Origin of the sequence: Gallicola sp. Sow4_E12 (assembly GCF_052116305.1) — a bacterium.
In the GTDB taxonomy this organism is placed as follows: domain Bacteria; phylum Bacillota; class Clostridia; order Tissierellales; family Peptoniphilaceae; genus JBQKLI01.
Genome location: NZ_JBQKLI010000021.1, coordinates 1 through 26037, shown reverse-complemented (window position 1 = coordinate 26037; position 26037 = coordinate 1). Strand labels below are relative to the sequence as shown.

Annotated in this window: 22 protein-coding genes and 2 pseudogenes; 23 read left to right on the top strand and 1 reads right to left on the bottom strand. The window is 35.2% G+C overall.

The features are described 5' to 3' along the window. Positions 1-203 precede the first annotated feature (203 nt). From ACTQ46_RS09865 to ACTQ46_RS09760, 22 genes and pseudogenes are all read left to right on the top strand, one after another. The gene (locus tag ACTQ46_RS09865) at positions 204-398 is read left to right on the top strand and encodes a hypothetical protein (RefSeq protein ID WP_441749454.1); all 195 of its coding nucleotides are present in this window, start codon (positions 204-206) and stop codon (positions 396-398) included. A 218-nt stretch (positions 399-616) separates the two neighbouring features. Continuing rightward, positions 617-1942 carry an MATE family efflux transporter gene (locus ACTQ46_RS09860; RefSeq protein WP_441749452.1) on the top strand — a complete coding sequence of 442 codons (1326 nt, stop codon included), beginning with the start codon at positions 617-619 and terminating at the stop codon, positions 1940-1942. Positions 1943-2537: 595 nt separating this feature from the next. Beyond that, entirely contained in the window at positions 2538-2705 is a 168-nt protein-coding gene (locus ACTQ46_RS09855; RefSeq protein WP_441749450.1) for a hypothetical protein, read from the top strand. Between the two features lie 84 nt (positions 2706-2789). Beyond that, positions 2790-3545: an SDR family NAD(P)-dependent oxidoreductase gene (locus ACTQ46_RS09850; RefSeq protein ID WP_441749448.1), complete on the top strand. Its 756-nt coding sequence runs from the start codon at positions 2790-2792 to the stop codon at positions 3543-3545. 429 nt (positions 3546-3974) lie between these two features. Then, positions 3975-4478, top strand: coding sequence for an RDD family protein (locus ACTQ46_RS09845; protein ID WP_441749446.1), 504 nt, complete (start codon positions 3975-3977; stop codon positions 4476-4478). A 10-nt stretch (positions 4479-4488) separates the two neighbouring features. Next, positions 4489-5241, top strand: coding sequence for a DNA alkylation repair protein (locus ACTQ46_RS09840; protein WP_441749444.1), 753 nt, complete (start codon positions 4489-4491; stop codon positions 5239-5241). A gap of 3 nt (positions 5242-5244) precedes the next feature. After that, positions 5245-5673, top strand: coding sequence for a hypothetical protein (locus ACTQ46_RS09835; RefSeq protein WP_441749442.1), 429 nt, complete (start codon positions 5245-5247; stop codon positions 5671-5673). A gap of 201 nt (positions 5674-5874) precedes the next feature. Next, entirely contained in the window at positions 5875-9168 is a 3294-nt protein-coding gene (hsdR, locus tag ACTQ46_RS09830) for a type I restriction-modification system endonuclease (RefSeq protein WP_441749440.1), read from the top strand. Beyond that, on the top strand, positions 9165-10583 hold the full coding sequence (locus ACTQ46_RS09825; protein WP_441749438.1) for an N-6 DNA methylase: 1419 nt from the start codon (positions 9165-9167) through the stop codon (positions 10581-10583). The genes hsdR and ACTQ46_RS09825 overlap by 4 nt, the downstream gene beginning before the upstream one ends. Beyond that, positions 10583-11878, top strand: a complete 1296-nt coding sequence (locus ACTQ46_RS09820; RefSeq protein WP_441749436.1) for a restriction endonuclease subunit S — start codon at positions 10583-10585, stop codon at positions 11876-11878. Before ACTQ46_RS09825 ends, ACTQ46_RS09820 begins: the two co-directional genes overlap by 1 nt. Positions 11879-12124: 246 nt before the next feature. Next, the gene (locus tag ACTQ46_RS09815; RefSeq protein ID WP_441749434.1) at positions 12125-12313 is read left to right on the top strand and encodes a hypothetical protein; all 189 of its coding nucleotides are present in this window, start codon (positions 12125-12127) and stop codon (positions 12311-12313) included. Positions 12314-12365: 52 nt separating this feature from the next. Further along, positions 12366-12683 (top strand): annotated as a pseudogene (locus ACTQ46_RS09810) (transposase); the annotation flags it as partial. A 156-nt stretch (positions 12684-12839) separates the two neighbouring features. Beyond that, positions 12840-13124 (top strand): annotated as a pseudogene (locus tag ACTQ46_RS09805) (transposase); the annotation flags it as partial. A gap of 272 nt (positions 13125-13396) precedes the next feature. Continuing rightward, entirely contained in the window at positions 13397-17140 is a 3744-nt protein-coding gene (locus ACTQ46_RS09800) for a hypothetical protein (protein ID WP_441749432.1), read from the top strand. Between the two features lie 493 nt (positions 17141-17633). Continuing rightward, a complete protein-coding gene (locus ACTQ46_RS09795; RefSeq protein WP_441749431.1) occupies positions 17634-18119 on the top strand; it encodes a hypothetical protein in 486 nt (161 codons plus the stop codon). A gap of 17 nt (positions 18120-18136) precedes the next feature. After that, the gene (locus tag ACTQ46_RS09790) at positions 18137-18457 is read left to right on the top strand and encodes a hypothetical protein (RefSeq protein ID WP_441749429.1); all 321 of its coding nucleotides are present in this window, start codon (positions 18137-18139) and stop codon (positions 18455-18457) included. 85 nt (positions 18458-18542) lie between these two features. Then, positions 18543-18971: a transposase gene (locus ACTQ46_RS09785; RefSeq protein WP_441749427.1), complete on the top strand. Its 429-nt coding sequence runs from the start codon at positions 18543-18545 to the stop codon at positions 18969-18971. Positions 18972-19056: 85 nt separating this feature from the next. Continuing rightward, on the top strand, positions 19057-19980 hold the full coding sequence (locus ACTQ46_RS09780) for a restriction endonuclease (protein WP_441749425.1): 924 nt from the start codon (positions 19057-19059) through the stop codon (positions 19978-19980). A 261-nt stretch (positions 19981-20241) separates the two neighbouring features. Then, on the top strand, positions 20242-20583 hold the full coding sequence (locus ACTQ46_RS09775; RefSeq protein WP_441749423.1) for a DUF898 family protein: 342 nt from the start codon (positions 20242-20244) through the stop codon (positions 20581-20583). A gap of 263 nt (positions 20584-20846) precedes the next feature. Beyond that, positions 20847-20978: a hypothetical protein gene (locus tag ACTQ46_RS09770; RefSeq protein ID WP_441749422.1), complete on the top strand. Its 132-nt coding sequence runs from the start codon at positions 20847-20849 to the stop codon at positions 20976-20978. Positions 20979-21002: 24 nt separating this feature from the next. Then, positions 21003-22022 carry a cell wall-binding repeat-containing protein gene (locus ACTQ46_RS09765; RefSeq protein WP_441749420.1) on the top strand — a complete coding sequence of 340 codons (1020 nt, stop codon included), beginning with the start codon at positions 21003-21005 and terminating at the stop codon, positions 22020-22022. Positions 22023-22447: 425 nt separating this feature from the next. Further along, positions 22448-23596 (top strand): cell wall-binding repeat-containing protein, encoded by a 1149-nt coding sequence (locus ACTQ46_RS09760; protein WP_441749418.1) that lies wholly within the window; start codon positions 22448-22450, stop codon positions 23594-23596. A gap of 526 nt (positions 23597-24122) precedes the next feature. Here the strand turns inward: ACTQ46_RS09760 and ACTQ46_RS09755 are convergent. Continuing rightward, positions 24123-25205 carry a tetratricopeptide repeat protein gene (locus ACTQ46_RS09755; protein ID WP_441749416.1) on the bottom strand — a complete coding sequence of 361 codons (1083 nt, stop codon included), beginning with the start codon at positions 25203-25205 and terminating at the stop codon, positions 24123-24125. 368 nt (positions 25206-25573) lie between these two features. On the opposite strand from ACTQ46_RS09755, the gene ACTQ46_RS09750 reads away from it, so the two are divergent. After that, positions 25574-25852, top strand: coding sequence for a transposase (locus ACTQ46_RS09750; protein ID WP_441749414.1), 279 nt, complete (start codon positions 25574-25576; stop codon positions 25850-25852). Positions 25853-26037: the final 185 nt, after the last annotated feature.

Here is a 26037-nt window from a genome sequence, read left to right as displayed (position 1 = left end):
TCTTTTTCATCTATAAATATATAGTACTGTAGAGGAATATAAGGAATGAAAAAGCAGAGCCGCATTAAAAAGGCTCTGCTTTTTCAATGAACAGAGAACAGTATTATATACCAGAGTTGTAAATCTTCCCCGTACATATATAAAAGTAGAAGAACAATATTTGGGTATAATTATACAAAAGAACTAAGAGAAAAGAAGATATTATGAAAAAAGATAATAAAACAGATTTCAACCCTATAGGGTTTGCGATAGGATTTCCATTAGGAATAGCGATTGGGGCAGGAATAGGAGTAGCAATGAATAATATGGCTATGGGTACAGGAATAGGTGTTGGCATTGGAGGAGCTATAGGTGCAGCCTTGGGAGTCACCATGAAGAAAAAAGATAAAAATAAGTAATAGAAAAAGAGCTCGAAAGGGCTCTTTTTTTGATGGATTGATATAGGAAGAATACTTCATGGGAAATACAGAGAATCTATCCTCAGAGGACTATTAGGCAGCAGATATGGTGTTGCTGTTTATTCTCTCTTCAGGGTGTTGTGGGAGTTTGATTATCGTGATAGAATGATCTTGCTATGAAAAATATTGTGATTTAAAAGACAAAAAGAGGTATGATTATGAATTTACTAAAAGACAATCTAAACACACTTTATGCGAAATATTTGTTTACTGCATTCGGCAGTTCTATTATTTCATCTATTTACGCTACAGTGGATACGATCGTTTCTGGACAATACGAAGGGCCTATGGGATCCGCCGCCTTGTCCGTAATCATGCCTCTTTGGACGTTGATATTTAGTATCGGACTCTTGTTCGGCATCGGCGGGGCGATTATGATGGGAAACGACCGGGGTGCAGGAAGGAAAGAACGAGGAGATGGATATTTTGCGCTGTCTCTCGCTTTGGCTGTAGGGGTAGCGCTCGTTATTACGATTCTTTTTGTAATATTTCGAGAAGAATTTCTAATGTTTTGCGGAGCGGACGAAGAGGTTCTTCCTTATGCTATGGCTTATACAAAATGGCTGATACCTTCCTTGCCTCTCTTTCTAATCGGACAGGTGTTAATCGCCTTTATCCGAAACGACGGAGCTCCTAAGCTTACTATGATTGCGAATATGAGCGGCGGAATCTTCAATATCCTCGGAGATCTTTTCTTTGTCTTCGGGTTGGATATGGGAATCGAAGGGGCAGGACTTGCTACAGCAATGGGGCAGTTCTTAGGCTTCTCCATTCTTTTAAGCTATTTTTTCCAAGAACGATGCCAGCTAAGACTTGTGAAAATAACGAACATCAGAAGCTATCTGCCAAGGATTCTATCCGTAGGATTTGCTCCTTTTATTATCGATATTTCCTTCGGAGTGGCAGTGATCCTTTTCAATAAACAAATCATGCGTTATGCCGGGGCTGTGGAACTGGCAGTGTTCGGAACCGTAGCCAGTGTGGCTATGATTTTTCAGTCCTTGTTTTATGGAGTTGGACAGGCTATTCAGCCCATCGTTTCCATAAATGCGGGAGCAGGAGAGAAAGACCGTGTAAAGGAAACGCTTCACCTTGCTATGTTTACTTCTGCAGCGATGGGTTTACTCTTTACTGTAGTGATCGTTGCATTTCCAACGGCAGTCCTTTCTGCCTATATGGATGCAACAACCGAAGTACTCCAGGCAGGACCTATTATTCTACGAATATACGGCATATCCTTTTTGCTCATGGGAATCAATGTAGTCGCTAGCTATTTCCTTCAGGCAATGCTTGAAACCTCGAAATCCATGGTCATATCCCTTTTAAGAGGTTTTATCCTTTGCTCCATCTTTCTGTTATTATTGCCGCCTCTATTCGGCTTCGAGACAATCTGGTGGACAATGCCTTTAACAGAAGGAATCACCTTTATCGTAGCAGTGAAGCTTTTAAAGGGAGTAGAGAAGAAAAATCCTCTTCTTGTATAGAAGGGATAGGCGGCACACCTGCGTCGGCCAGGCGGGCCGCCTATGGCACCCAGGCAGGATTGCTGAGGCAGCCCAGGCAGGATCGCTTTGCGACCTAGGGAAAAGAGAGAGTAGGAGCTAGGAAGTAGGCAGTAGGATAAAAAACTTTGCTCAAAAATTTTCTTAGGGCTGCTTTGCAGCATAAGAGGTATTGATATAGGAGTCGCTTTTGTTTGAAGAATAGATGGTAATAGACTATCTATACACTAATTGTATTAATCGTAGTTATTGCTTTTCTAGCGAGGGAGACTGCTATTACAATCTATAAGAAGATACAAGTATAGTGGATTTTGTAAAAAAAGGTAATGAGTGGATATGAGTTTTTAAAAACGAAATGAAAAGCAATAACAACGTGAATGCTTAAAAAAAGAGTCCTTAGGGCTCTTTTTTATATCTGTATAAAAGGGTAATAAATAAAGAAAGAGAGAGACTGTAGGGGTTAGGGAAAAGGCAGTAAGGGAGGTTAATTCTTTCGCTTTGCTTAAAATTTTCTTAGGAACAGTCGGCAACCTTACGGTGGATAGGTATGTTGATTTACAACCGAGGAGGTGAGCTTATGAATAAAGATAAAAAGTTTGATTTTAATGGATCAGGAATGGCGATAGGAATTTGTATCGGAGTGGTTATTGGGCTTCTGATGGACAATCTACCTATAGGAATAGGGATTGGTGTAGCTTTAGGAGCTGGGCTGGGAGCTTCTTCGAATGATAAAACTAAAAAATAAATAAGATTTAAAAAGGGGAAGGAGTAGCATTCTTTCTCTTTTTAAGGGGGTATATTATATAAAAGATATTTTAAGGAGGAGATTATGAGATTAAAGGATAAAACGGCTATCGTAACTGGCGGAGGAAAAGGAATCGGTTTCGGTATTGTTCAGGCTTTAGTAGAAGAAGGGGCCCAAGTAGTGATCACTGGAAGAACAGAGGAGACGCTTAAGAAGGCTCAAGAAAAGATTAAAGAGAAATACGATCAGGAACTTTTCTATGTAGCAGGCGATGGAGCAAAAGAAGAAACAGCGAAAAAAATTGTGGAAGAAACCATCTCGAAGTTCGGGAAAATCAACCTTATTGTAAACAATGCCCAAGCTTCGAAATCAGGACTTAAGCTTATCGAACACAGCAAGGAAGATTTTGATCTTGCGATAAACTCTGGTCTTTATAGTACCTTCTTCCTTATGAAAGAAGCCTTTCCATATTTAAAAGAAAGCAAAGGAACAGTGATCAAATTTGCATCTGGTGCGGGAATTTCAGGAAAAGACGGACAGTCTTCCTATGTCGCTGCGAAAGAAGGGATCCGAGGACTTTCCCGAGTGGCTGCTACAGAATGGGGAGAGTTCGGAATTAACGTAAATGTAATCTGTCCTCTAGCCATGACTGAAAGCCTTGAAGCGTGGAAAGAAGAATATCCGGAACTCTATGAAAAAACGATCCAAGCCGTTCCTATGAAACGATTCGCCGATCCAAAAGAAGATATCGGAAAAACAATTGTCTTCTTAGCAAGCGACGGACACTATATCACAGGAGAAACGATCAGCCTTCAAGGCGGAAGCGGACTTCGACCATAAATTAAAAAACTCCTCTGGAAAATGTTGAAAAACCCAGGGGAGTTTTTTCGCTGCAACGCAAATGAAACGAAAGCTTTTGCGTTGCAACGAAAAGTGCAGCGAAAGAAGGGCTTGAAATAGATGTTTTTAAGGTCATAGGAATAAAATAAAATAAAATATAAATGAAGTTTTACGTTGCAGCGTATTTGCAACGAAAGGCTTTTCGTTGCAAACGATACTGCGATAGATCCAGAAGAGAGGTTTTAGAATAGATAGAAAGAAACAAAAGAGTCTGCACGGGCTCTTTTATTATGGAAAGACACAGGAAAAAGGGTATCTATTCATTAATCTTATAAAAGGTCCAACACTACAAAACAGGATTTCTTTAGGAATATAGATAATAGATCGTATAAACACTGATCCATACTCCCACAAAAAAGGAGACCCATTATGAAGAAAATCCCCTTTAAAGCAACGATAAAAGAGCTGATTATAGACTATCTTGTGATCTTGATATACTTGGGCGCTCTTCTCCTCTTAAACCTGATTTATATATTTATCATTATCGGAAAGATGCCGGAATATACGGAGCTGCAGACCCAGATGATTGCAGCATTTACTTCCGTAATCCCAATTTGCCTTATCTTTTCTTTTTTAGACTATAAAGGCGGAAGTATCGGAAAGCGGAAAGCAGGACTTTCTTTGATTTTTCGAACAAAGAACAAGGCAGGAGCATCCCTTCTTCGAAATGTTATAAAATTTCTTCCTTGGCAGCTGGGGCATATGGGGGTTATTCATGGGATGTATCATGATTTTAATACAGCTTCCCTCATCGTTATGAATCTTGGAACACTTTCGGCAATTCTACTCTTAGGTATGAGACTATGGCGGAAAGATCAGCGCCATATTGGCGATCTACTTGCGAAAACCCGAGTGGAAAAGAGCAGTCCTTAAGGAGGCGGCCATGGCAAAAAAACTAAAAGAATACTACGACTTAGAATATATAGAAAATCTTAGCGATAAAATCCAGCAGGTGTATCCTGAGTTCAACAGAGATCTCTTTATCGAATTAGTCTCTAAGGACATTGATAAATTGGAGTTTGGACAGCGGCAGCTTTTGATAGCGGAAAGCTTAAAGGAAGTTCTAGATCTGGACTATCCTCAAAGTATTGAAATCTTTACGAAAATACTAGGACCGGAGCTCCCTTCGAATATAGGGATGTTTACAGAAGGATACTGGCTCTGGCCCATAGGAAAATTTGTTGAAATGTATGGATTAAATGATTTTACAGTCTCTATGAACTTCATCAAAGAGCTTACAAAACGCCACACCGGAGAATTCGCTATCCGCCCCTTTGTAAAAGAGTATCCGGAAGAAACCATAGCCATTCTTACACAGTGGAGCGAGGATCCAAATCAAAACGTCCGCCGTCTTTCCAGCGAGGCCATGCGGATCCGGCTTCCATGGGCAAAAAAGCTTTATACCGCCTTAGAATACTTCCCGGAATATAGGAAGATATTAGAAAATCTAAAAGACGATCCGGATAAGTCCGTACAGAAAAGTGTTGCGAATAACCTCAACGATCTCTATCGGGAAGAGAAAGAAAAATTTAACGAAATTATAGAAGATTGGAGTCAGGAGCCCTCGAAAGAATGTGCCTGGATCATAAAACACGGTTCAAGGACAAAACGAAAAGAAGAGAATAGAAAGGATTAAAGCATGAAGAAAAATATTTGGAAAATCACAATGGTCTTGTTTGTACTCTTAATAGCTGCAGGATGCGGCAGAAAAAAAGAAGAACCAAAACCCCCGCCGAAAGATGTGATCTATGTATACGATAATAAGGAACAGCTTATACTAGAAACAACAGATAAAGAAGATCTCGATAGAATTGTAGAGCTAGTATCCGAAAGCGTCGAAAAAGAAAATCCCCCCGGCGCCTATAGCGAAATTCCAGAAGATGCAGAAATTCAGTATCACTACAAAGCCGTCACCACAAGAGGTGTCAATGCAGACATGTATATCTATTCCAACTATCCTCTAGCAAGATTGGAAAATGTACCAATAGTTTCAAATGTAAACCTAGAACTCGATAAAGAACAGCATGAGAAATTATTGGATCCTGAGAGTTATATACAAGGGGAATAGAAAGTGAAAGCGATAAAAGGGAGTATTGCTTTTATCGCTTTTTTAATTTCACAATATATAGAAGTCATAAAGTTAAAAAAATGAGAACAAATGATATAAAAGAGATGCTATCAATAGATCCTAAAAATCCTATAAATAAGCCGATAACCCTTCCTTATGATATAATTAACATAACTATATTTTATTCGGAAGGAGGACTTCATGAATTCGAATTTTGATTTTTTAAAAGACAAATTTCCAGCATTGGAAAATTTTGGTAAACTTGCTGAGAAATATTTATATAACGATTCTAATTCGTCCTTAATAAAGATTGGGATGATGGGGGAAACTATCGTAGATTTGATGATAAAGTACGATGATATTCAGATCTATGAAGATGCAACAGCAGTACAAAAAATATCTACATTGGAAAAAGAAGGATTACTTTCTAAAGATATTAACGATATCTTGCACTATATTCGAAGATATCGAAACAAGGCTGTTCATCAAAACTTTGAAAATGTAGAGGCAAATAAGATTCTTCTTAAACTAAGCCACGACCTGGCGGAATGGTTTATGCAGACTTACGGGGATTGGGAGTATAGGAAGAAAGAATACATATTGCCAGTAGATGAAGGTAAAACTTTAAAGGTAGATAAAGAAAAAGAAGCGAAGAGAGAAGAACGGCTTGTTGAAAAGGCAGAGAAGGTAGCGGAAAAATCTTCTCCTATCGACCGAAAAGAAAGGGTTCGCCAGGCTAAGAAAGCTGCAAAACTTAGAACCATAAATGAAAGCGAAACAAGATTTATTATCGACGAACAGCTTCGGGAAGTAGGGTGGGAAGCAGATACGGAAAACCTGCGCCATTCTTACGGAACTCGTCCGGAAAAAGGACGCAACTTAGCCATCGCTGAATGGCCGATTCAAGGTGCGAATGGGAACGATAACTATGTAGACTATGCGTTGTTTATCGGCAAACGAATGGTCGGTTTGATAGAGGCAAAGGCATATAACAAGGATATTTACTCTACTATAGATTATCAGTGCAAAGAATATGCCGCAGGAGTACGAGATGCGGATACGGAGTATCTGCAAGGAGGCTGGGGAAAATATAAAGTTCCCTTTGTGTTCTCCACTAATGGACGACCTTATAATAAACAGTTCGAAACAAAATCTGGAGTTTGGTTTACAGATTTAAGAAAAAATACGAATACACCGGAAGCCCTGCACAACTGGTTTAGCCCAACAGGGATTGAAGAGTTGTTAGAAAGAGATATCGAAGAAGGAAATCAAAACCTTAAAGAGCTGCCTTATGATCTCCTTACAAACGAAGACGGGTTAAATCTAAGAGACTATCAGCTCCAAGCGATCAAAGAAGTAGAAAAAGCTGTGTTGAATGGACAAACTTCGATACTTCTTGCGATGGCTACAGGAACAGGAAAGACAAGAACCATCCTTGGCATGATGTATCGTTTCTTAGAAACAAATCGTTTTCGAAGAATACTATTTTTAGTAGATCGTACATCTCTAGGCGAACAAGCACAGGATGTGTTTAAAGAAGTAAGGTTGGCTGACCTTTTAACTTTAAATGAGATCTATAATATCAACGAATTAGAAGACCGTACCTTCGAAAAAGAAATGCGCGTTCAAGTCGCTACAGTACAGTCCATGGTTAAAAGAATCCTCTATAACGAAGAAGACCGAAAACCGGCCGTATCCGACTTTGACTTGATCATTATCGACGAAGCTCATCGAGGATATACATTAGACAGAGAAATGTCCGAGGAAGAAGATCTTTTTAGAGACCAAAGAGACTATCAAAGTAAATACCGGGCAGTCATTGACTATTTTAACGGAACGAAAATAGGACTGACAGCAACCCCGGCCCTTCATACCACAGAAATCTTCGGAAACCCTGTTTACACTTATACATATCGGCAAGCGGTGACCGATGGATACTTAGTCGATCACGATGCTCCTCATAAATTAAACACGAAACTAAGTACAAAAGGAATTGAGTTAAAGGCAGGAACAAAAGTAACTGTTGTCGATCCTGTCACTGGTGAAATTAAAAACGCTGGAGAATTAGAAGATGATGTGCTTTATGGAATCGATAAATTCAATAAGGATATCATAGTAGAATCCTTCAACTATGCAGTTCTTCGAGAAATCGCAAAAGATATCGACCCGGATAATCGAGAAGAAGGAAAAACATTGATCTATGCGGTCAATGATATGCACGCAGATCTTATCGTAAAAATACTAAGAGAAATCTATGCGGATCAAGAAGTTCACCAAGACGCCATCCAGAAAATAACAGGGAAAGCAGGGGATGGCAACAAAAAGAGAATACGGGACGCAATTAAGCATTTTAAAAACGAGCAGTATCCGAGTATCGCAGTTACCGTAGATCTCTTGTCAACAGGCATCGACGTGCCCGAGATCACGAGGATCGTCTTCTTACGAAGAGTCAAGTCAAGAATACTCTTTGAACAAATGCTTGGAAGAGCCACAAGACTTTGCCCTAAAATAGGAAAGACCCATTTCGATATTTACGATCCGGTTCGAATTTATAAAGCACTGTCTCCTGTGAATACTATGAAGCCGGGAGTTCAAAATCCATATATCTCCATTAGCAAGTTAATGGACGAATTAAAAGACTCTGTGGAACTTTTGAGTGATCCTGTAGAAGAAAATAAAGAAAGAATCTGCTACTATAAAGAAGAAATCTTAGGGAAACTACAAAGAAAAATCAATAACATGAATGAACCTTCTGTGAGGGAGTTTGAAATGATCGCAAAGAAAACACCTGCAGAATTTGTCCAAAGTATAAAAGCTTTAAGTCCAGAAGAGGCGGGAAAAACCTTAATAGAAAATGAAAGCCTTGTGAAGATGATAGAAAAAGCAGAGCCTAAAAACACGAGGTTTATCCCCATTTATGGCGGAGAGGATAAGGTTATAGAAAAAGGTCAAGACTATGATGACGACGATGGCATTACAGAACCAGAAGACTTTTTAGAAAGATTTTCGGCCTTTATCAAAGAAAATGAAAATAAGATTGCAGCCATAAATATCATCTGTACAAAACCGAAAGACCTTACACGAGAAGACCTGAAAAAACTAAGAATCCTCTTAGATCAAGAAGGCTATACAACGACGAAACTAAATACGGCTGTAGCTAAAATGACAAACGAAGAACTTACAGTCGACCTGATAACTTTGATTCGACAGGCGGCCTTAGGATCTCATCTTATCAGTCACGAAGAACGTGTAAAAAAAGCTGTTCGAAAACTGAAAGAAAAACACGACTTTACAAAAAAGGAAAAGAACTGGCTTGACCGTATCGAAAAGTATATCCTAAACGAATCCATATTCAACATTCAGACCTTCGACGAAGATAAGAGATTTACGGAAGCCGGCGGATATAAGAAATTCAACAGTATTTTTAATCAAAAACTAGAAGAAATCGTCGACGAACTCAATGAGTATCTCTACGACGAGGGAGGAATCGCATGACAACACAAGAAATTGTTTCAAAACTATGGAATCTCTGCAATGTACTTAGAGATGACGGAATAACTTATCATCAGTATGTGACGGAGCTTACCTATATCCTCTTTCTGAAAATGGCAAAAGAAACAGGAGTAGAAGAACAGATCCCAGCAGAATACCGCTGGGATCAACTTGTCTCAAAAAGCGGAATCGAACTAAAGAAATTCTATAAAGAACTATTAGACTATCTCGGAGAAGAATGTACCGGAAGAGTTCAGCAAATCTACCACGGAGCTGTGTCTAATATCGACGAGCCTAAAAATATAGAAAAGATTATCCTTTCTATCGATAAACTAGACTGGTACTCAGCGAAAGAAGAAGGACTTGGAAATCTATACGAAGGACTTTTAGAAAAGAATGCCAACGAGAAAAAATCAGGAGCAGGACAATACTTCACACCACGAGTCTTAATCGACGTAATGACAAGGCTGATGAAGCCTCAAGTAGGAGAACTATGCAATGACCCGGCCTGCGGAACCTTCGGATTTATGATCGCAGCTGACCAGTATATAAAAGAACAAACAGACGATTTGTTTGATCTCGATGCAGAAGAGGCACATTTTCAAAAAACAAAAGCCTTCTCAGGCTGCGAACTTGTTCACGAAACCCATCGACTAGCCCTTATGAATGCCATGCTTCACGACATCGAAGGAGAGATCACCTTAGGAGATACCCTTACAAATATCGGTAAAAATATGAAAAACTTCGACCTTGTACTCACAAACCCCCCTTTCGGAACGAAAAAAGGAGGAGAGCGTGCCACAAGAGAAGACTTCACCTTCCCTACAAGCAATAAACAGCTAAACTTCCTGCAGCACATCTATAGAAGTCTAAAACCAAACGGAAAAGCAAGAGCCGCTGTAGTCTTCCCGGATAATGTCCTTTTCGCTGATGGAGATGGAGAAAAAATCAGAGTCGACTTGATGGAAAAATGCAACCTTCATACCGTACTAAGACTCCCTACAGGAATCTTCTATGCCCAAGGAGTAAAAACAAATGTCCTCTTCTTCACCAGAGGAGAAACAGACCAAGGAAATACAGACAAAGTCTGGTTCTATGACCTAAGAACCAACATGCAAACCTTCGGAAAAACAAAACCCCTTAAAACAGAACACTTTAAAGACTTCGAACTGGCATATAACGCAGAAGACAGAGATGCCGTAACAGATCCGAGATGGAACCTCTTCACAAGAGAAGACATCGAGAAAAAAGGCAATTCCCTAGACCTAGGCCTTATTCGAGACGACTCCATCATCGACTATGAAGACCTCCCCGACCCCATAGAAAGTGCCCAAGAAGCCGCCGACCAGCTGGAAGAAGCAGCGGATCTTCTAAGAAGTGTAGTCAAAGAACTCCAAGCACTTACGGAGGAAAAGTAATGGCGAAGAAAAAAGAATTAACAGAAGAAGAACGACTAGAAAAGGCTTTAGTGCCGGAGAGTGAGTGGCCTTATGAACTGCCGGAGGGGTGGAAATGGGTTAGGCTTGAAGATATTAATAGCTTTACAGGGAAATCTATAGAGCCTAGTAAATTCCCGGATGAAGAATTTGAGTTATATAGTGTACCGAGTTATGATGAAGATTTTCCAGAGATATTAAGGGGAAAAGAAATAGGTTCTAGTAAAAAAGAAGTAGAAAAAAATGATATATTATTATGTAAAATTAATCCAAGAATTAACAGAGTCTGGATAGTAACCAAGTATACTGAACACAGATTAATCGCATCTTCAGAGTGGATACACATTAGATCTAAAGTTTTAATACCAAATTATTTAATGTGGTATTTTAGATCAGGAATGTTTAGAGAATTTATGTTATCAAATGTATCAGGGGTTGGAGGTTCATTAATGAGAGCTCAACCTAAAATGGTTAATAAGTATGTTGTGCCAATTGCACCTATAGAAAAACAGTTAGAGATAGTGAAACAAATTGAAAGCCTCTTCTCAAAACTAGAGGAAGCAAAAGAAAAAGTAGAATCTGTATTAGAATCCTCTGAAAATAGAAGATCCGCCATCCTCCATAAAGCCTTTACAGGAGAGTTAACGAAAAAATGGCGAGAGGAGAATGGTGTTAGTATGGATAGTTGGGAAACATATGAATTAGGGAAGCTTATAGAAACACAGTATGGATACACAGAAAGTGCATGTTTAGAAGAGATAGGCCCTAAATTTTTAAGGATTACTGATATACAAGAGGGCTCTGTAAATTGGAATAAAGTTCCTTATTGTAAAATTGATGATAAGAATTTCGAAAAATATTTTCTTCAAAAAAGAGATATCGTTGTGGCTAGAACGGGAGCAACAACCGGAAAAAGCTATTTAATAAGAGATGAAGTTAATTCTGTTTTTGCATCTTACCTAATAAGAGTTACTATTAATAATAGAGAAAAATTGGATGAAGATTATTTATACCAGTATTTTCAATCTCCTTTATATTGGGAGCAGATAACAGATTTATCTCAAGGAATAGCGTTACCTGGTGTTAATGCAAAGAAACTAAAAACGATGAAAGTCCCCATACCTTCTTTAGAAGAACAATTAGTTATTACAGAAAGAGCTAAAAGAACTATAGTACGAGTAATAGAAATTGAAACTATTTGTAATGATAATCTTAAAAAAATTGATTTTATAAAAAAAATGATATTATCAAGGATGTTCGGCAAAAAATATTCATGAAATAATTATTGCCAGTAGATATAAAAATATGAGAGATATTAATAGAATGGTAAGAAATTATTTATTGAATCTTTGGGATGAAGGTGTATAGATTTTAGAAAATTATATTGAATAAGAGTATAGAAAATTGAATAATAACATAGTGTAAAATATTATGTGTAAACATTCTTTTATTTAATATAGAAAAAGAGGGCCTTTTCTTGTAAAATTTTGTTAACCGACAAAATAGAAAAGGAGACCCTCTTTATGGAATATTTTACCACAGAACTCATTAAAACAATAACCAAAGGTGACGATATTAAAGAATTTTTTCGCCTTCAAATAGAACTAGCGATAAATCAAATATTAAAGAATGAATTAACGGTATTTTTAGACTATGAGCGTTATGATCCTATCGGTTACAACTTACGGAAATTCTCGAAACGGTTATTATGAACGAAAATTAAAAACCACCTTTGGAACCCTTTATCTCTAGGTTCCAAAAGACCAGATGGGGGAATTTATTCAAGGTCTGATCCCTGCACATCAACAGACAGCAGGGGACTTAGAAACCACAGTAATTCAGCTTTATGAAAAAGGGAACCCAACCCGTGAACTAGGTGATTTAATTCAGAAAATATATGGACATCATCAATCTCCTGCTACCCTTTCCAACATAACAAAAATAGTGGATAAAGATGTAAAAGCCTTTCATAATCGTTCGATAAAAAGTCGTTCTGTTATGTTTTTTCGTGATGCCACTTTCTGGCTTAAAGGATGCTTTACTGGAAGAATTTCCGAAAGGGAGACATCTCAAGCATGTTGAATGCATATTAATCGTAATGTCATAAAGCATAGACGGGCAAAAAATAAAGCGGAAGTAGGTGATGATCTGCGACTTATTCATCAGTTAATAGATTTAAAAGCAGCCCTAAAAAATTATAATAAATTCATCGAAAAATAGAGCCATTGCTATCCGAAAGCAAAACAAACATTAGAAAAACACGATAATTTGTATACGTATTTGACCTTTCCAAAAGAAATACAAAGAAGTTTTCATACCATTAATTTATTCGAAAACTTTAATAAATGCATTACGAAACGAACAAAAATTAAAGAGCAATTTCCGAATGAAAATGCATTAGATCGCTTAGTTTGTACGATTTCATTAGAATATAATGAACGATTCGGAAATCGGATTCATAAAGGATTTGGAAAAGTACAGGCTGAACGAAGAGAAATGTTTTCAGGCAGCGATTCCCTTTAGAGGGAATCATGAAGATTGTTGACAAAAGTATTTCAAGTGAGGTTACATAAAAGATTTTACACTACCCAAATGAAATGGGAATGTTAGATGAATATATTATTAAAGCTTATAAAGCTGGAAAATGGCAAGCATCTAATTAAATGTACAGCATAAAAAGTTAAATAATTTTAAGGAGTATCATATTAAGCAAACCTTTAGGAATTTTTACTAAGTATGAGTGAGTAGTATGTTGGACAGTAATAGTGAAGGAGTATTTATAGTAGGTGTAATTTATGGGGTATATAGAAACTATTAAACAGAAAATAAATCAATTAGATGCAGGATCATTTCAAAATCTTTGTGATTCTTATTTATCAAGGATGGGCTATCAAAATATTGTTTCTCTAGGAGGAGAAGCAGGAACTAGAAAAACTACAAAAGGTACTCCAGATACTTACTTTATATTAGAAGACGGTAATTATATATTTGTGGAGTATACCACTCAGAAAACTTCGTTATTTAATAAAATGAAAGATGACATTAATAAGTGTCTTGATGAAGAGGTAACAGAGATACCACGAGAAAAAATATCAGAGATTATTTATTGTCATACCTCTTCTAATATTAGGCCTTCTCAAGATAAGGCTTTAAAAGAGATCTGTGAAACTGCTGGAATTAAATTAATAATAATCGGGATTGATAGAATTGCAGGAGACATTTATTTACACCATAGTATTCTTGCTAGAGATTTCTTAGATATAGTTATAACTACAGGACAAATCATGGAATATAATGATTTTGTAATTGAATACAACTTGAATAAATTAGCGGCACCTCTTAATACAGAATTTTTATTTAGAAAAAAGGAAATAGTAAATATTACTAAAGCATTTGAAACTACTGATATTATAGTTTTAAGTGGTGCTGCAGGCGTAGGAAAAACTAGATTAGCTCTTTATTATGCACAAGAATACTTACTAAATAATAATTCAAAATTATTTTGTGTAAGTAATAAGTCATTACCAATATATGAGGATATAAAACTGTTATTGGAGAGTTCTGGTGAATACATATTAATAATAGATGATGCTAATCAATTAACAGAATTAGAATTTCTAATTCAATACATTACCAAAAAATCTCGAGAATTCAAATTAAAAGTTATTATAACAGTTCGAGATTATGCGAAAGATGCCGTTATTGATAAGATACGTAGAGTTAATTCCTATGAAATTATTAAAGTAACAAGATTTACTGATGAAGAAATAAAAGTACTGCTAGAAACAACATCAGAAATCATGAATTCTCAATATCAGGATAGAATTATAACGATAGCAGAAGGAAATGCTCGTATTGCTCTGCTTGCAGCGGAAATTGCGAGAAATTCAAATAGATTAAAATCGATTTTTGATCTAACACAATTGTATGATGATTATTTTTCCATTTACTTGAAGGATAATGAAATACTATTAAATAAAGATTCGCTTAGAGTTGCAGGAATAGTAGCTGTTCTAGATACTATCCACTTGGAAGTTATTGATGAAAGCTCTCTGATTTTAAAAGCTGTAAATATTACTAAAGATAACTTTATTGAGAGTATTAATGAACTTCACCAACGTGAGATTGTAGATTTATATGATAATAAAGTTGTTCGTTTTTCTGATCAGTGCTTATCAAATTATATTTTGAAATTAGCATTTTTTGACGAAAAAGTACTGAGCTTATCAAATATAGTTTATGTATGTTTTCAATCTTATAAAGAAGAAACTATTAATTCAATCAATACATTAACTAATATCTTTAGAAATGAAGAGCTTATAGATTTTGTTTATGAAGAGATGAGGGGATTGTGGGAAAGATTAGAAATAGAAGGGGATGAATATTTTTTTGAGTTTGTAAGAGCGTTTTATAGTATTAATCCTACTAAGACCTTAATTATATTAAGAAAGAAGATAGGAGAGGAGAAAACAATTGTAGATAGGCCTTCTATGGAAGAAATTGAAAAGGGAAAAAGCAACCAATATATAAATAATAGAATGATTGATATACTTGGCGGTTTTTCTAGCATGGAGGACTTACCTTCTGCATTAGATCTATTTTTTGAATATTTTCTAAAGCGTCAAGATTTGTATTTAGAATTTTATCATGCAAGTAATTCATATTTTGGAATAGATAAAAATAGCGTGTATTCGGAGTATAGGACTCAGATCCAATATTTAGAAAAAATAAAGCAATATTCACAGGAATGGAAAATAGATCACGTCAATAATCTATTTTTAGATGTAGCTGAACAGTTATTGAGATTAGAGTTTATAGCAGGAGAGAATGGTCGGAAAAGAACATTTGTGTTTTATAATATAGTTTTAGAGAATAGTCATGGAGCAAGAGAGTATAGAAGATTAATTTGGGAATATTTGTTAGAATTGTCTGAAAAATCTTCTTACAAAGATAGAATTAAAAATATCATCGGCTCCTATGGGAGAAGTGCCAATAAAGTAGATTTATCAATTATTGAGTTCGATTTAAAATACATAGATATTTTATTTAAAAAATGCTTTCCTCCGGATATATTGATGAATTGTATTCTAGCGAGTGAATTAATAGAAGAGTTAAGCAGAAGGGGGATTGATATTACTAATCGATGGACCGAATACTTTGATAATGAACCATTTAAGACATACAGAGTTATAGAAGGTCCTAAAACATGGGAATATAAGACATATCAAGAACGATTAGATAATCAATATCAGGGCGTTAAAGATTATGTCAGTAATGTAGAAATAAAAGACATGAGAAAAATTATAGATATTTGTGATCAATGCAAAGATATTCCTGAAATAAATAGATATAAGATAAGAAGAGGATTAGAAATCTGTTTAAATATTATAGAAACAGAGGTTTTCTTAAAGGCAGTCGATTATTATTTGTATAAAAACACACCCTTAGATGTATGTTCTGATATGTTAGTTAACAAACTTTTTACGATTACAACTAAAGAAAAAGTATTCAGTATGATTAATAATAAAAACTTCAAACAAAAAAATTTATGGCTATATTCATATTATCATGAAGTGCCATCAGAATTAATTGACCGGGAGCAATTTGAAGGATTGTTATCTTTTTTAATGGATGATAATGATAAAGATATCACCACGTCTCCTATTAGAGATGTGGGATTTTTAGAAAAGTATGACAAAGTTGATGAAGAAGCTTTCATCAAAGGGTGCGAAATTATTCTTATAAAAAAATCATATTCAGCCTTTATTCCTACACTATATTTTGAAAGCCTCTTTTATTTTAAGGATAAAGAACCGAAAGAAATAATTATGAGATTTAATCAAGAGATGGACTTGCTGAAGGATATTTATTTCCACATGGTATCTCATAGTGATTCTTTTGATTATAACGGTGAAGTTCTAAAAGAAATATATCTTTTTGATAGAACTATATTAGATAAATATATTGTATATTTGGTTACTGAGAATGCAAGCTACACTCAACTCAATTCGGAAAGATTACTTTTTTTATTCGAATTAGATGAATATATAGACGTTATAAATGAGAGTATTGAGAAGTGTATTATTAATTGTAAGAATCCAGTATTTGATGTTCCATATTTTATAGAGAAGCTATTATTAAAAGAAAGAGATGAAAACAACTTATCTTTAAGGCAAAGTGAATGGGTAAAACAATATATCCACCTATTTTCAAATGACATGAAAAAGATGATATATCTGTTTTCAGTAATTTCATTGCTTTCAAAGGAAAGTAAAAAAGAATATATGAAATTATTTTTGGATAATAACAAAGAGTTTGAGAGCTTTAAGATGATACCTTTAAGAGCTTCAAAGAAATCTTGGTGGGGTAGTATAATTCTAGTATTTTATGATGAGATTGAATTTTTAGAATCATTATTGCCTTTATTTGATGGTTTAGAATGGATAGAACATAAGGATTATGTTGAAAATCTAGTTATTGACTTAAGAAAGAGGGTAAAGGCAGAAGAATTACAAAATTTTATAAATGGGGATGATTAATTGTCTATATAGTGAATTCTTGGGATCAGCTTCTTCTAGTTCGTTTATAAGCAGTTAACTTAAATCAACAAAGTTTTAAAGGCTGAATGGCATACCTCTATCTGTTATTCAGCCTTTTCTGTATCAAAGAGCACACAAACATATATCTTCTTTTATACCAGTAGAATCAGAAGTAAGGTTATTCATCTATAAAACAATTGTATAATATTGTTACTAAGAAAACGGCAAGGGTATAATAAAGGTGTAAATATAGAGGGTGGATGGACTTTTTGTGTTTTACGGTGAAAGTAATGGAGTGAAATTAAGAATATAAGATAAAGGTATGGGTTATCATAGTATTGAAGGATCAGATAGCATAGATCGAGAGAAATATTCGAATAAATAAGTGGTTTTAAAGAATTTTATTTCTGTAAAATACAAAACGTTGTCTTATGGATAATCAGGTCCAGTTATTAGTAGAAGAATACAGTATTTCTATTAATTAGGAGAAGCGATGATAAAGATTAATGTAAAGTCTATAAACATAGATGTAAGAAATAGAAGTTTTTCTTTAGGATCAAATAGTGCAAGAGTGGTTATACTCATCACTCTTATACTGATTTTAACGGGTTGTACGTCTGCTAATCTTGGGAAAAAGAAGGCAGAGGACAGGGTAGAATTAACTGAACGGCAGATTTCTATTTTAGAACAGGAGAATTTACCTGTTGATTATGAGAAGCTGAGTGTGTCACAGAAAAAATCCATTATGGAAATTGAAGAACTTCTTCTGTATCTTGAGGATAAGTATGATGTTTCTTTCTCCTATGTGGCTTATTATACTGCGACTGTTTTAGAGCCGGAAGATTTATCAGCAAGGCCGGAAAATGGAGACAAAGGTGATATCGTCACAGTAATACGAAAGTATTCTGATGAGGGTGATGTTTCTATTAGTGATAATTATCCTAGCATAGCAGCTAAGATGATTATCGGCCTTTTATAAATGAGAAGATGGATGAAATGGTTGGCTCGGAGAACCACTTTATTATACTAGGATCAGCCTATAATCCTAGTGGAAAAAATGCCAAGTCTGTCGAGGAGTTAAGGGAAATAGATTTTTCTATAAGCCAAAATATTTTTCTTAAGGAATCTTCGCTAGCCACTACGCTGAAAGAGTTTTCAATGGTTTTGAGAAGTTGGCTAGAGAGTGAGGGGATCGGCGGGGAAAGTCGATTATTTCTTCTTAAGGATGAAGATTTTGTAGATCTTAACGAAGAAAACTTTTCGAAGTTTCAACTAAAAGGGGCCGCTTTGGAAAGAGAGAGTATTATTCTGGATTAGTATAACAGGATAGCGAGATGGAGATGTTAGTCTTATATAGTAGACACAGCTTAAGGAGAAACAGTACAATCTAGAGGTAGAAAGGATGTACGATACTATGTCCAGCAATGGAAAAAGATATACAGAAGAGTTTAAAATACAAATTATTGAACGGAATTTAGATGGAAATTCGGTTTCCTCTCTCGCCAAAGAGTATGGGTTAGCAGAGCAGACGATCTATAGATGGAAAAAGCTCTATGCTCCTGATTCAAAGCTGGAAGAGGAGGGAGCTATTTTATTAAAGGAAAATGAAGAGTTACTAAAGAAATTTCGTCAACTTGAATTAGAAAATGAAATTTTAAACAAAGCCCGTGTATGTATTCAAGAATTTTCATTAGAAGAGATAGCCTCTTTTATCTATGAGAATAAAGACATCTACCCGATTAAGCTTATGTGTAAGCTGTTAGAGATGAACCGCAGTACGTATTACAAAATACAAAATCAAGAATCTTTTAAGAAAAATCTTAAAGATTAAAGGTTTTAGGATAAAAAGGGAATTATTCGCAGCTCGAATGCTGCTGATCCCCATCGTAAAGCTATAAATTTTAGGAGGAGTTCATATGGCGGTTCCTGCTTTTTTTGAGTTTCTTCCAGTGATATTAGAAGTGTTATCGACGGGAGAAATAAAATCGAATAAAGAAATTAGAGAAGAGGTAAAATCGAAAATTGTTCTATCTGACGAAGAGATCAGTGAATTGCTTCCATCTAAGAAACAAACAGTTTTTGCGAATAGAGTAGGGTGGGCCATTACATATTTGTATCAAGCGGGTCTTTTTATACGACCTAAAAGAGGAAACTATCAGTTGTCGGAAGTTGGGAAACAATATGTTTTGAAAAATGGTTATGGTATTACGTTAGAGGAGCTGACAAAATACGATTCATTTAATAAGTTTCTGGGTGTTGATGAAGAAAAAGTTAAGGATGATAGAATTGTTTTACAAGAAGATACAGATAAGAAAACGCCGGAAGTTACGATAAGCGATGCTTTTGCACTCCTAAATCAACAATTGGCAGATGAGCTTTTAGCAGAGATAAAGAGCATGTCTCCTCTTTTCTTTGAAAAGCTTGTTCTAGAATTGCTTATTAAAATGGGATATGGAGGAAAGGATGAAAATTCTATAGTTAGAACTCCGTATAGCTCAGATGATGGTATAGACGGAATGATCAAAGAAGACGAACTCGGATTAGATTATATATATCTTCAAGCAAAAAGATGGGAAGGCGTTGTAGGGCAGCCGGAAATACAAAAGTTTGTAGGAGCATTGCTAGGTCAAGGGGCTAAAAAAGGAGTATTTATTACTACGTCCAGCTTTACAAAGAAGGCAATCGACTATGCTAAATCAAATCATTCAGGCATTAAAGTAGTTTTAGTAGACGGAGAAGCACTAGCTGAACTCATGATCGCTTATGGTCTCGGAGTCGCAACTGAAGTTGAATATAAAATACAGAAAATAGATACGGATTATTTTAATGAAGAATCTTAAAGGTCAAAAAAGACAGGGGTTTATTGATGTTGAGGGGCAGCAAGTCGGTTGGAGTTTAGAATAGCGGAGGTTTACGAAATAGAAATCCTAAAGCTGTTAAACTGGATATACGATAATGAAGTGATGAGATTCTTATAAAGAATTATGAATACTCTGCGAGTTGGTTTTGAGTCTTCTAGAGTATCTTGATATAATAAGAGAAGTTATTAAAAAGACCGTATCGTTATTATAAAAACAAGAATATAAATAAAGGGGAACATTATGGAATACACAGGACAACAAAAACGAACGCTATATGTTGAAGAATCCTATTTTGACGGAGGGCTGTTGCAATATGTCGGATGGTATATTATTGGAACTATTATAACAACGTTTTCCTTTGGGCTGCTTTTGCCGTGGGCGGTATGTTTAATATACAACTGGGAAGTGAAGCATACGGTGATAAACGGACAAAGACTTGAGTTTGATGGAACGGCGTTACAGTTGTTTGGAAACTGGATAAAATGGTGGTTTTTAACGATTATCACTTTAGGAATTTATGGATTTTGGGTAGGTATAAGAATTCGACAATGGAAGACAAAGCATACATACTTTGCGAATTAAGTGTTTTTAAAGAAGATTATTTAACGGAAAAGTGGAATATATAGAAGAGCAGCTTTGTAGGGATAAAAAAATATCCCCATAATAATATTGGTGAAAGGGAAAAGTATTATAACCCTGAGGAACCAATAAAGTTATGAAGATATTATCTTATATTATAAAGAGTAGAACTGAAGTAGTCAAATATAGTAAGGAGAAAAACCGCATATGAAAACGAATCTAATTCTCGCTTTTTTATTAATAGGGATGTTATTTACAACAACATCATGCAGTTCTACTACCACGAAGAATCAACGGTTGCAAAAGGAGAGAAAGCGGAAATGGAAGAAGAAACTTCTAAAAGAACGATGGAAGAAGTGGAAGAAAAGGGATTGATTCCTTTAAAAGAAGCTAGATAGATAGCGGAATAAGGAGATGGTGAAATGAAACGAATTTTTATTGTAGCAGGATTATTAATGGGTTTAGTATTATCAGTACCTTCATTAAGTCATGCAAGTGATGACGGTAGTATACAAGTAGAGCGTATTAGCGGGGTAAATCGCTATGAAACTGCCGTGGAAATAAGTAAGTATACATTCCGATCCTCGATGACTGCTATTATAGCGACAGGGGAAAACTTTCCAGATGCATTAGCAGGAGGAACACTAGCTACTCAAATAAAAGCACCTATTTTATTAACACAGAAAAATAATGTACCTTCTACAGTGATAAATGAATTAAAGAGATTGAATGTTCGAACTGTTTATATTTTAGGTGGAGAGGCGGCAGTAAGCCGGAAGGTAGAAAATGAACTTAGCAAATTAACGAAAGTTAGAAGAATAGCTGGAAAAGATCGTTATGAGACAGCACACGAAATAGGATCATTGCGATATGACTTGAGACCTAATCAAGAAATAAACGCTATGGGAGACGGAATTGTTTTTGTTAGCGGGAATAACTTTCCAGATGCATTATGCGCAGCACCCTATATAGGACAACAAGGTGGCGATATGCTGTTGTATTTATTACTTTTAAGACCGGGAGAAGATGCAGCACCATTTCCTGTGATTGGAGGTCCAGGGGTTATTAAAAACACGGCAGAATTTGATAGAGAACCGCATATTGAAGAAGATGGATCGTTATATGAACATAGAATATATGGGAAAAATCGATATGGTACTGCAGTAGAAATAGCAAAGAGATATCCAATCAATGTAAAAAAACGTATTGATACAATTATTCTAACAAATGGACTTGATTATCCTGATGCATTATCTGCAGCACCTTTGGTAGGGGCTTTAAATGGAGCATTGCTATTGACTAATCCGCAAAAATTATCGGAGGAAACGAAACAGTATTTAAAAGAAAATGATATTGAAAGAGTGATAGTTGTAGGCGGTAAAAATGCTGTTTCTGGAAACGTGATACAAGAAATTGAACAGATTGAGAGAATACTCAAGTAAGATAATTCAAGTTTAGTTATATAAAATGTTCTGGAAAATAATTAGGAAGATGGGAAGACTAGCAGAAAATCTCATTAAGTACAGCGGTATTGAAGCTGACGGAGGAGTTGTTTGTGGTCTAGAAATAAAGCGATATGATGGAGATTAAGCATGCAATGAGGATCAAATATATACTCTGTTATTGTGAGATTGAATAGTAGGGATAATATTTTGAATAAGCGGGTTTTCAAGTGGATAGGGATAACGAATGGGTAGTTCAAGAGGAGTAAATATAAAAATCGCTATTTCTTTTGTATGAATATTGAAGGAAAATACTTGTTTATCAGAAAGAAAACTGGAATAAACTGTATAGACAAACGAAAGTACCATGACCTTATTGATCCTATTAAAAGAGAATAAGAATAAAAAATAAAGGAGAAATAAAGATGAAAAAAAGAAAAGTTTTAGTAATGCTACTTCTGTGCATGTCCTTAAGTATACCTTCCATTTCCTTTGGAGTGGAAGATATACAGGAAAATATAGGTGCTGAAGAAATTGAAATGACAGAGGAAGTTTTAGAAGATAATAATCAAACTAATGGCAACAAAGTAGAGGAGAAGATAGAAGAAACTGATAGTTCTGTAAAGCGAATAAGCGGTTCCGATCGATATAAAACAGCTTTAGAAATAAGTAAAAATACTTTTGAGCAAGCGGATATGGCTATTATTGCTTATAGTCATAATTTTCCAGATGCTATGTTCGGAGGAAAGTTGGCAGTAAGATATAACATGCCTATTTTGCTTAGTCAAAAGGATAAAATTTCAGATGAAGTAATGAATGAGTTAGATAGGCTAAAAGTAAAAAAAGTATATATTCTTGGAGGGCAGTCTGCGATATCACTAAAAGCAGAAAGACAATTGTTAAATAAATATAGTGTAAAACGTTTAGCAGGAAAGGATCGAGCGCATACTGCATGGGAGATTAACTTAGAAATTACACGAATTGCAGAGGGGATACCTGATACAGAACCATTACCGTTTTGGGATTCTAGCAGTCAGATTATGGCAAGTGGATATGATTTTGCCGATGCACTATCAGCGGCACCTTTTGTAGGGCAGTTAAAAGGAAGTGAAGAAGTTAACTTATATGGGCATTATCCAACAGAAAGTTATGCGTTTGTACCATACTTTGGCGATGAGCCATTTTATGGTGGCGCATTTATTATCGGTGGACCAAAAGCAGTTCCTCATATGTGGCCGAGCGATGAATATCATGCACAGGGCGTAGGTAGAAGAATTTATGGAGCAAATAGATATGCCACAGCAGTAGAAATAGCTAAATTATATCCATTATCTATAGGTAAAGAGATAGATACTGTTGTTTTAGCAAGTGGACTTAATTATCCTGATGCCTTGGCAGCAGCTCCTTATGTAAGTACTCAAAACGCTGCTCTTCTACTAACTCATCCTTTACAACTCTCCATAGAAACAAAAAGATATATTCAAAATCATAAAATTAAAAATGTGATTGTATTAGGTGGAGAAAATGCAGTATCATCTAATGTTGTGAAAGAATTAGAAAGTATGATATTTTAAAAGTTAGTCAATAAAAGATATCATTAAAAGTTGCAAAATTCTCTGGCAGTTTTTATAGTTAGAGTAAAAAATAATCTTAGAGGTAAGTGATTCCTTTAGTTCACCTGTACAACCATACTACAAAGATATAGATTAATACAAAGAAAAAGCATAATCTTACAAAACAAAAAACTCATTTTAACAGAACCAAGTTACAAACTGATCGATTTTAAAAGGCTGAATAACAGATTATTATATCTGCTATTCAGTCTTTTTTTATCCAAACAACTGCTTCCTATATTTTCAATAGCTTCCTTTATCGAACAGGATACCAGAAACACCTATTTTTTCATCTGATTGAATAGAATCAAATTCTGGGCGGATGTTCGATAAGCTAAGAAAGCCTCCACATTCCGCATAGATTCGGTTGGATCGATAAATTTATATTCGTTTTCTTCTCATTGGTAGGCTTCCTCTAGTTCTCAACAGAATCAGGAGGGAAGTAGTACCGTAAATAAGCACATTTATACTTTTTTTGAAAAGTATTTTAATATATCTGTGCATCAAGTTTTGCAGTACATTGTCTAATTTTATCGAGAAGATAGGCTAAGAGTTTTTCTCGATGACGAATTCTAGAAGAGGTAATATATACTTTTTTGTAAGCCGTGATATATAGCTGAAAGGCATAATTGTAATCGATATCAGTGATAAATCCATAGAAATAGACATCTCCTGCTCTTCTGAGAATGGAGGGTTCTATATCATAAAATGTATCTAAGTTATTATAATCTGACTGATAGGCTTGAAGATAAAGTTTATGAGCCATGTTGATATTTCGAGAAATGCCTAATCCGTGATAATATAAATCACCTAATTTATACGTTGCATTAATGTCTCCTAAAGTTGAAGCGATGGTAAAGTTTTGGAATGCTTTGGTATAATCCTTTAACTTTTCGTTTTCTAAGTAGAGATAACCTAAGCTGGTATGGGCAGATCGTTCATTTCCATAGGAGGCTTCTTCTAATAAACGAAGGCAAGCGTCTAAGTTTTTTTGAGTATACTTTCCTTCATAAATGAGATTAGCAGCATAGACTTTTATATCATTGCTTAGTTTTCTATACGTATTAAATTCGGAAAATTCTAGTTCTAAATCATCTTCTATTTGCTTTAAATTCTCTTCCACACAAAGGACTTCTAATTCTCTAATGAAACCTTCTATTAGATGCAGATAATCAGTGTTATGTGGGTTAAACTGCACTTTAATTCTATCGAAATCTAATTCTAGATCGTATAAACTTAGAAGAATATATTTGCCGGTGAATCTATGGAGTTCCTCTGTTGTGAGTACATGGAGGTCGAAGAAGGATCTTTCTGTAATATATTTCGAAAAATCTTTCTTAAGGTTGAATTTTTTGTGAATATAATGAATATCTTTAAGGTCAGCAGGGAGGGCGGACTCTGGATATAAATAGATGCTCGTTATTTTAGCAAGGGAAAGCAAGCCGCTTTGATCTTCAGCGATTACGATATCTCCTTCTTTATAATAATTATTCTTTTCATTTGAAAGAAAGTATAATGAAGGTGCTCCTTCATGAAATTTTAATGAATGGATTAAAAAACTTTTTTCCATAATCTGCTCCTGTAATATTGATAGTTTCATTAAGTATATCAAAAATATTGCGTAGGGGTTAGGCTTCCTCTATTCGTTTATAACAATATACCTAAATAAAAAGGGTGTAATATAAATAAATCAACAAAATTTTAAAAGGCTGAATGACAGACTCCGATCTGTTACTCAGCCTTTTTTGTATAAAAGAGGATACAAACATACATATTCTTTTATACCAGTAGGCTTAGGGAGCAGGTTATTTATCTATAATACAATTGTATAATATTGTTACTAAAAAAATGGCAAGGGTATAATGGTGTTAGTATAAAATAGTGGACACCATAAGTGAGACACAATACAATCTAGATATAGAAAGGGTGTGTATCACAATGTCCTCTAAAGGTAAAAGATATACTAATGATTTCAAAAAGCAAATAATCGATCTCCATCTAGCTGGTATCCCAGTTTCAAAGCTCGCAGCAGAATATGGCCTAGTTGAGCAAACAATTTATAAGTGGAAAAAACTCTATGTTCCTTCTATAGAAACCGAAGAAGGAAAGGAAGTCTCTTTAAAAAAATATAAAGAACTCGAAAATAAAGTCCGTCAACTTGAATTGGAGAATGAAATATTAAAAAAAGCTACAGCCATATTCGCAAAAAAACATTAAACGAGATCGCATCTTTTATTACAAAATTCAATGAAATCTATCCGATCAAGCTTATGTGTAAAGTCTTAAAAATGAATCGAAGTACTTATTACAAAATCCGGGATCGGAAGCCTTCCAAACGAGCACTTGAGAATCAGAAGTTGGATCAGGAGATTCTAAATATTTATTACAATACAAAGAGACGC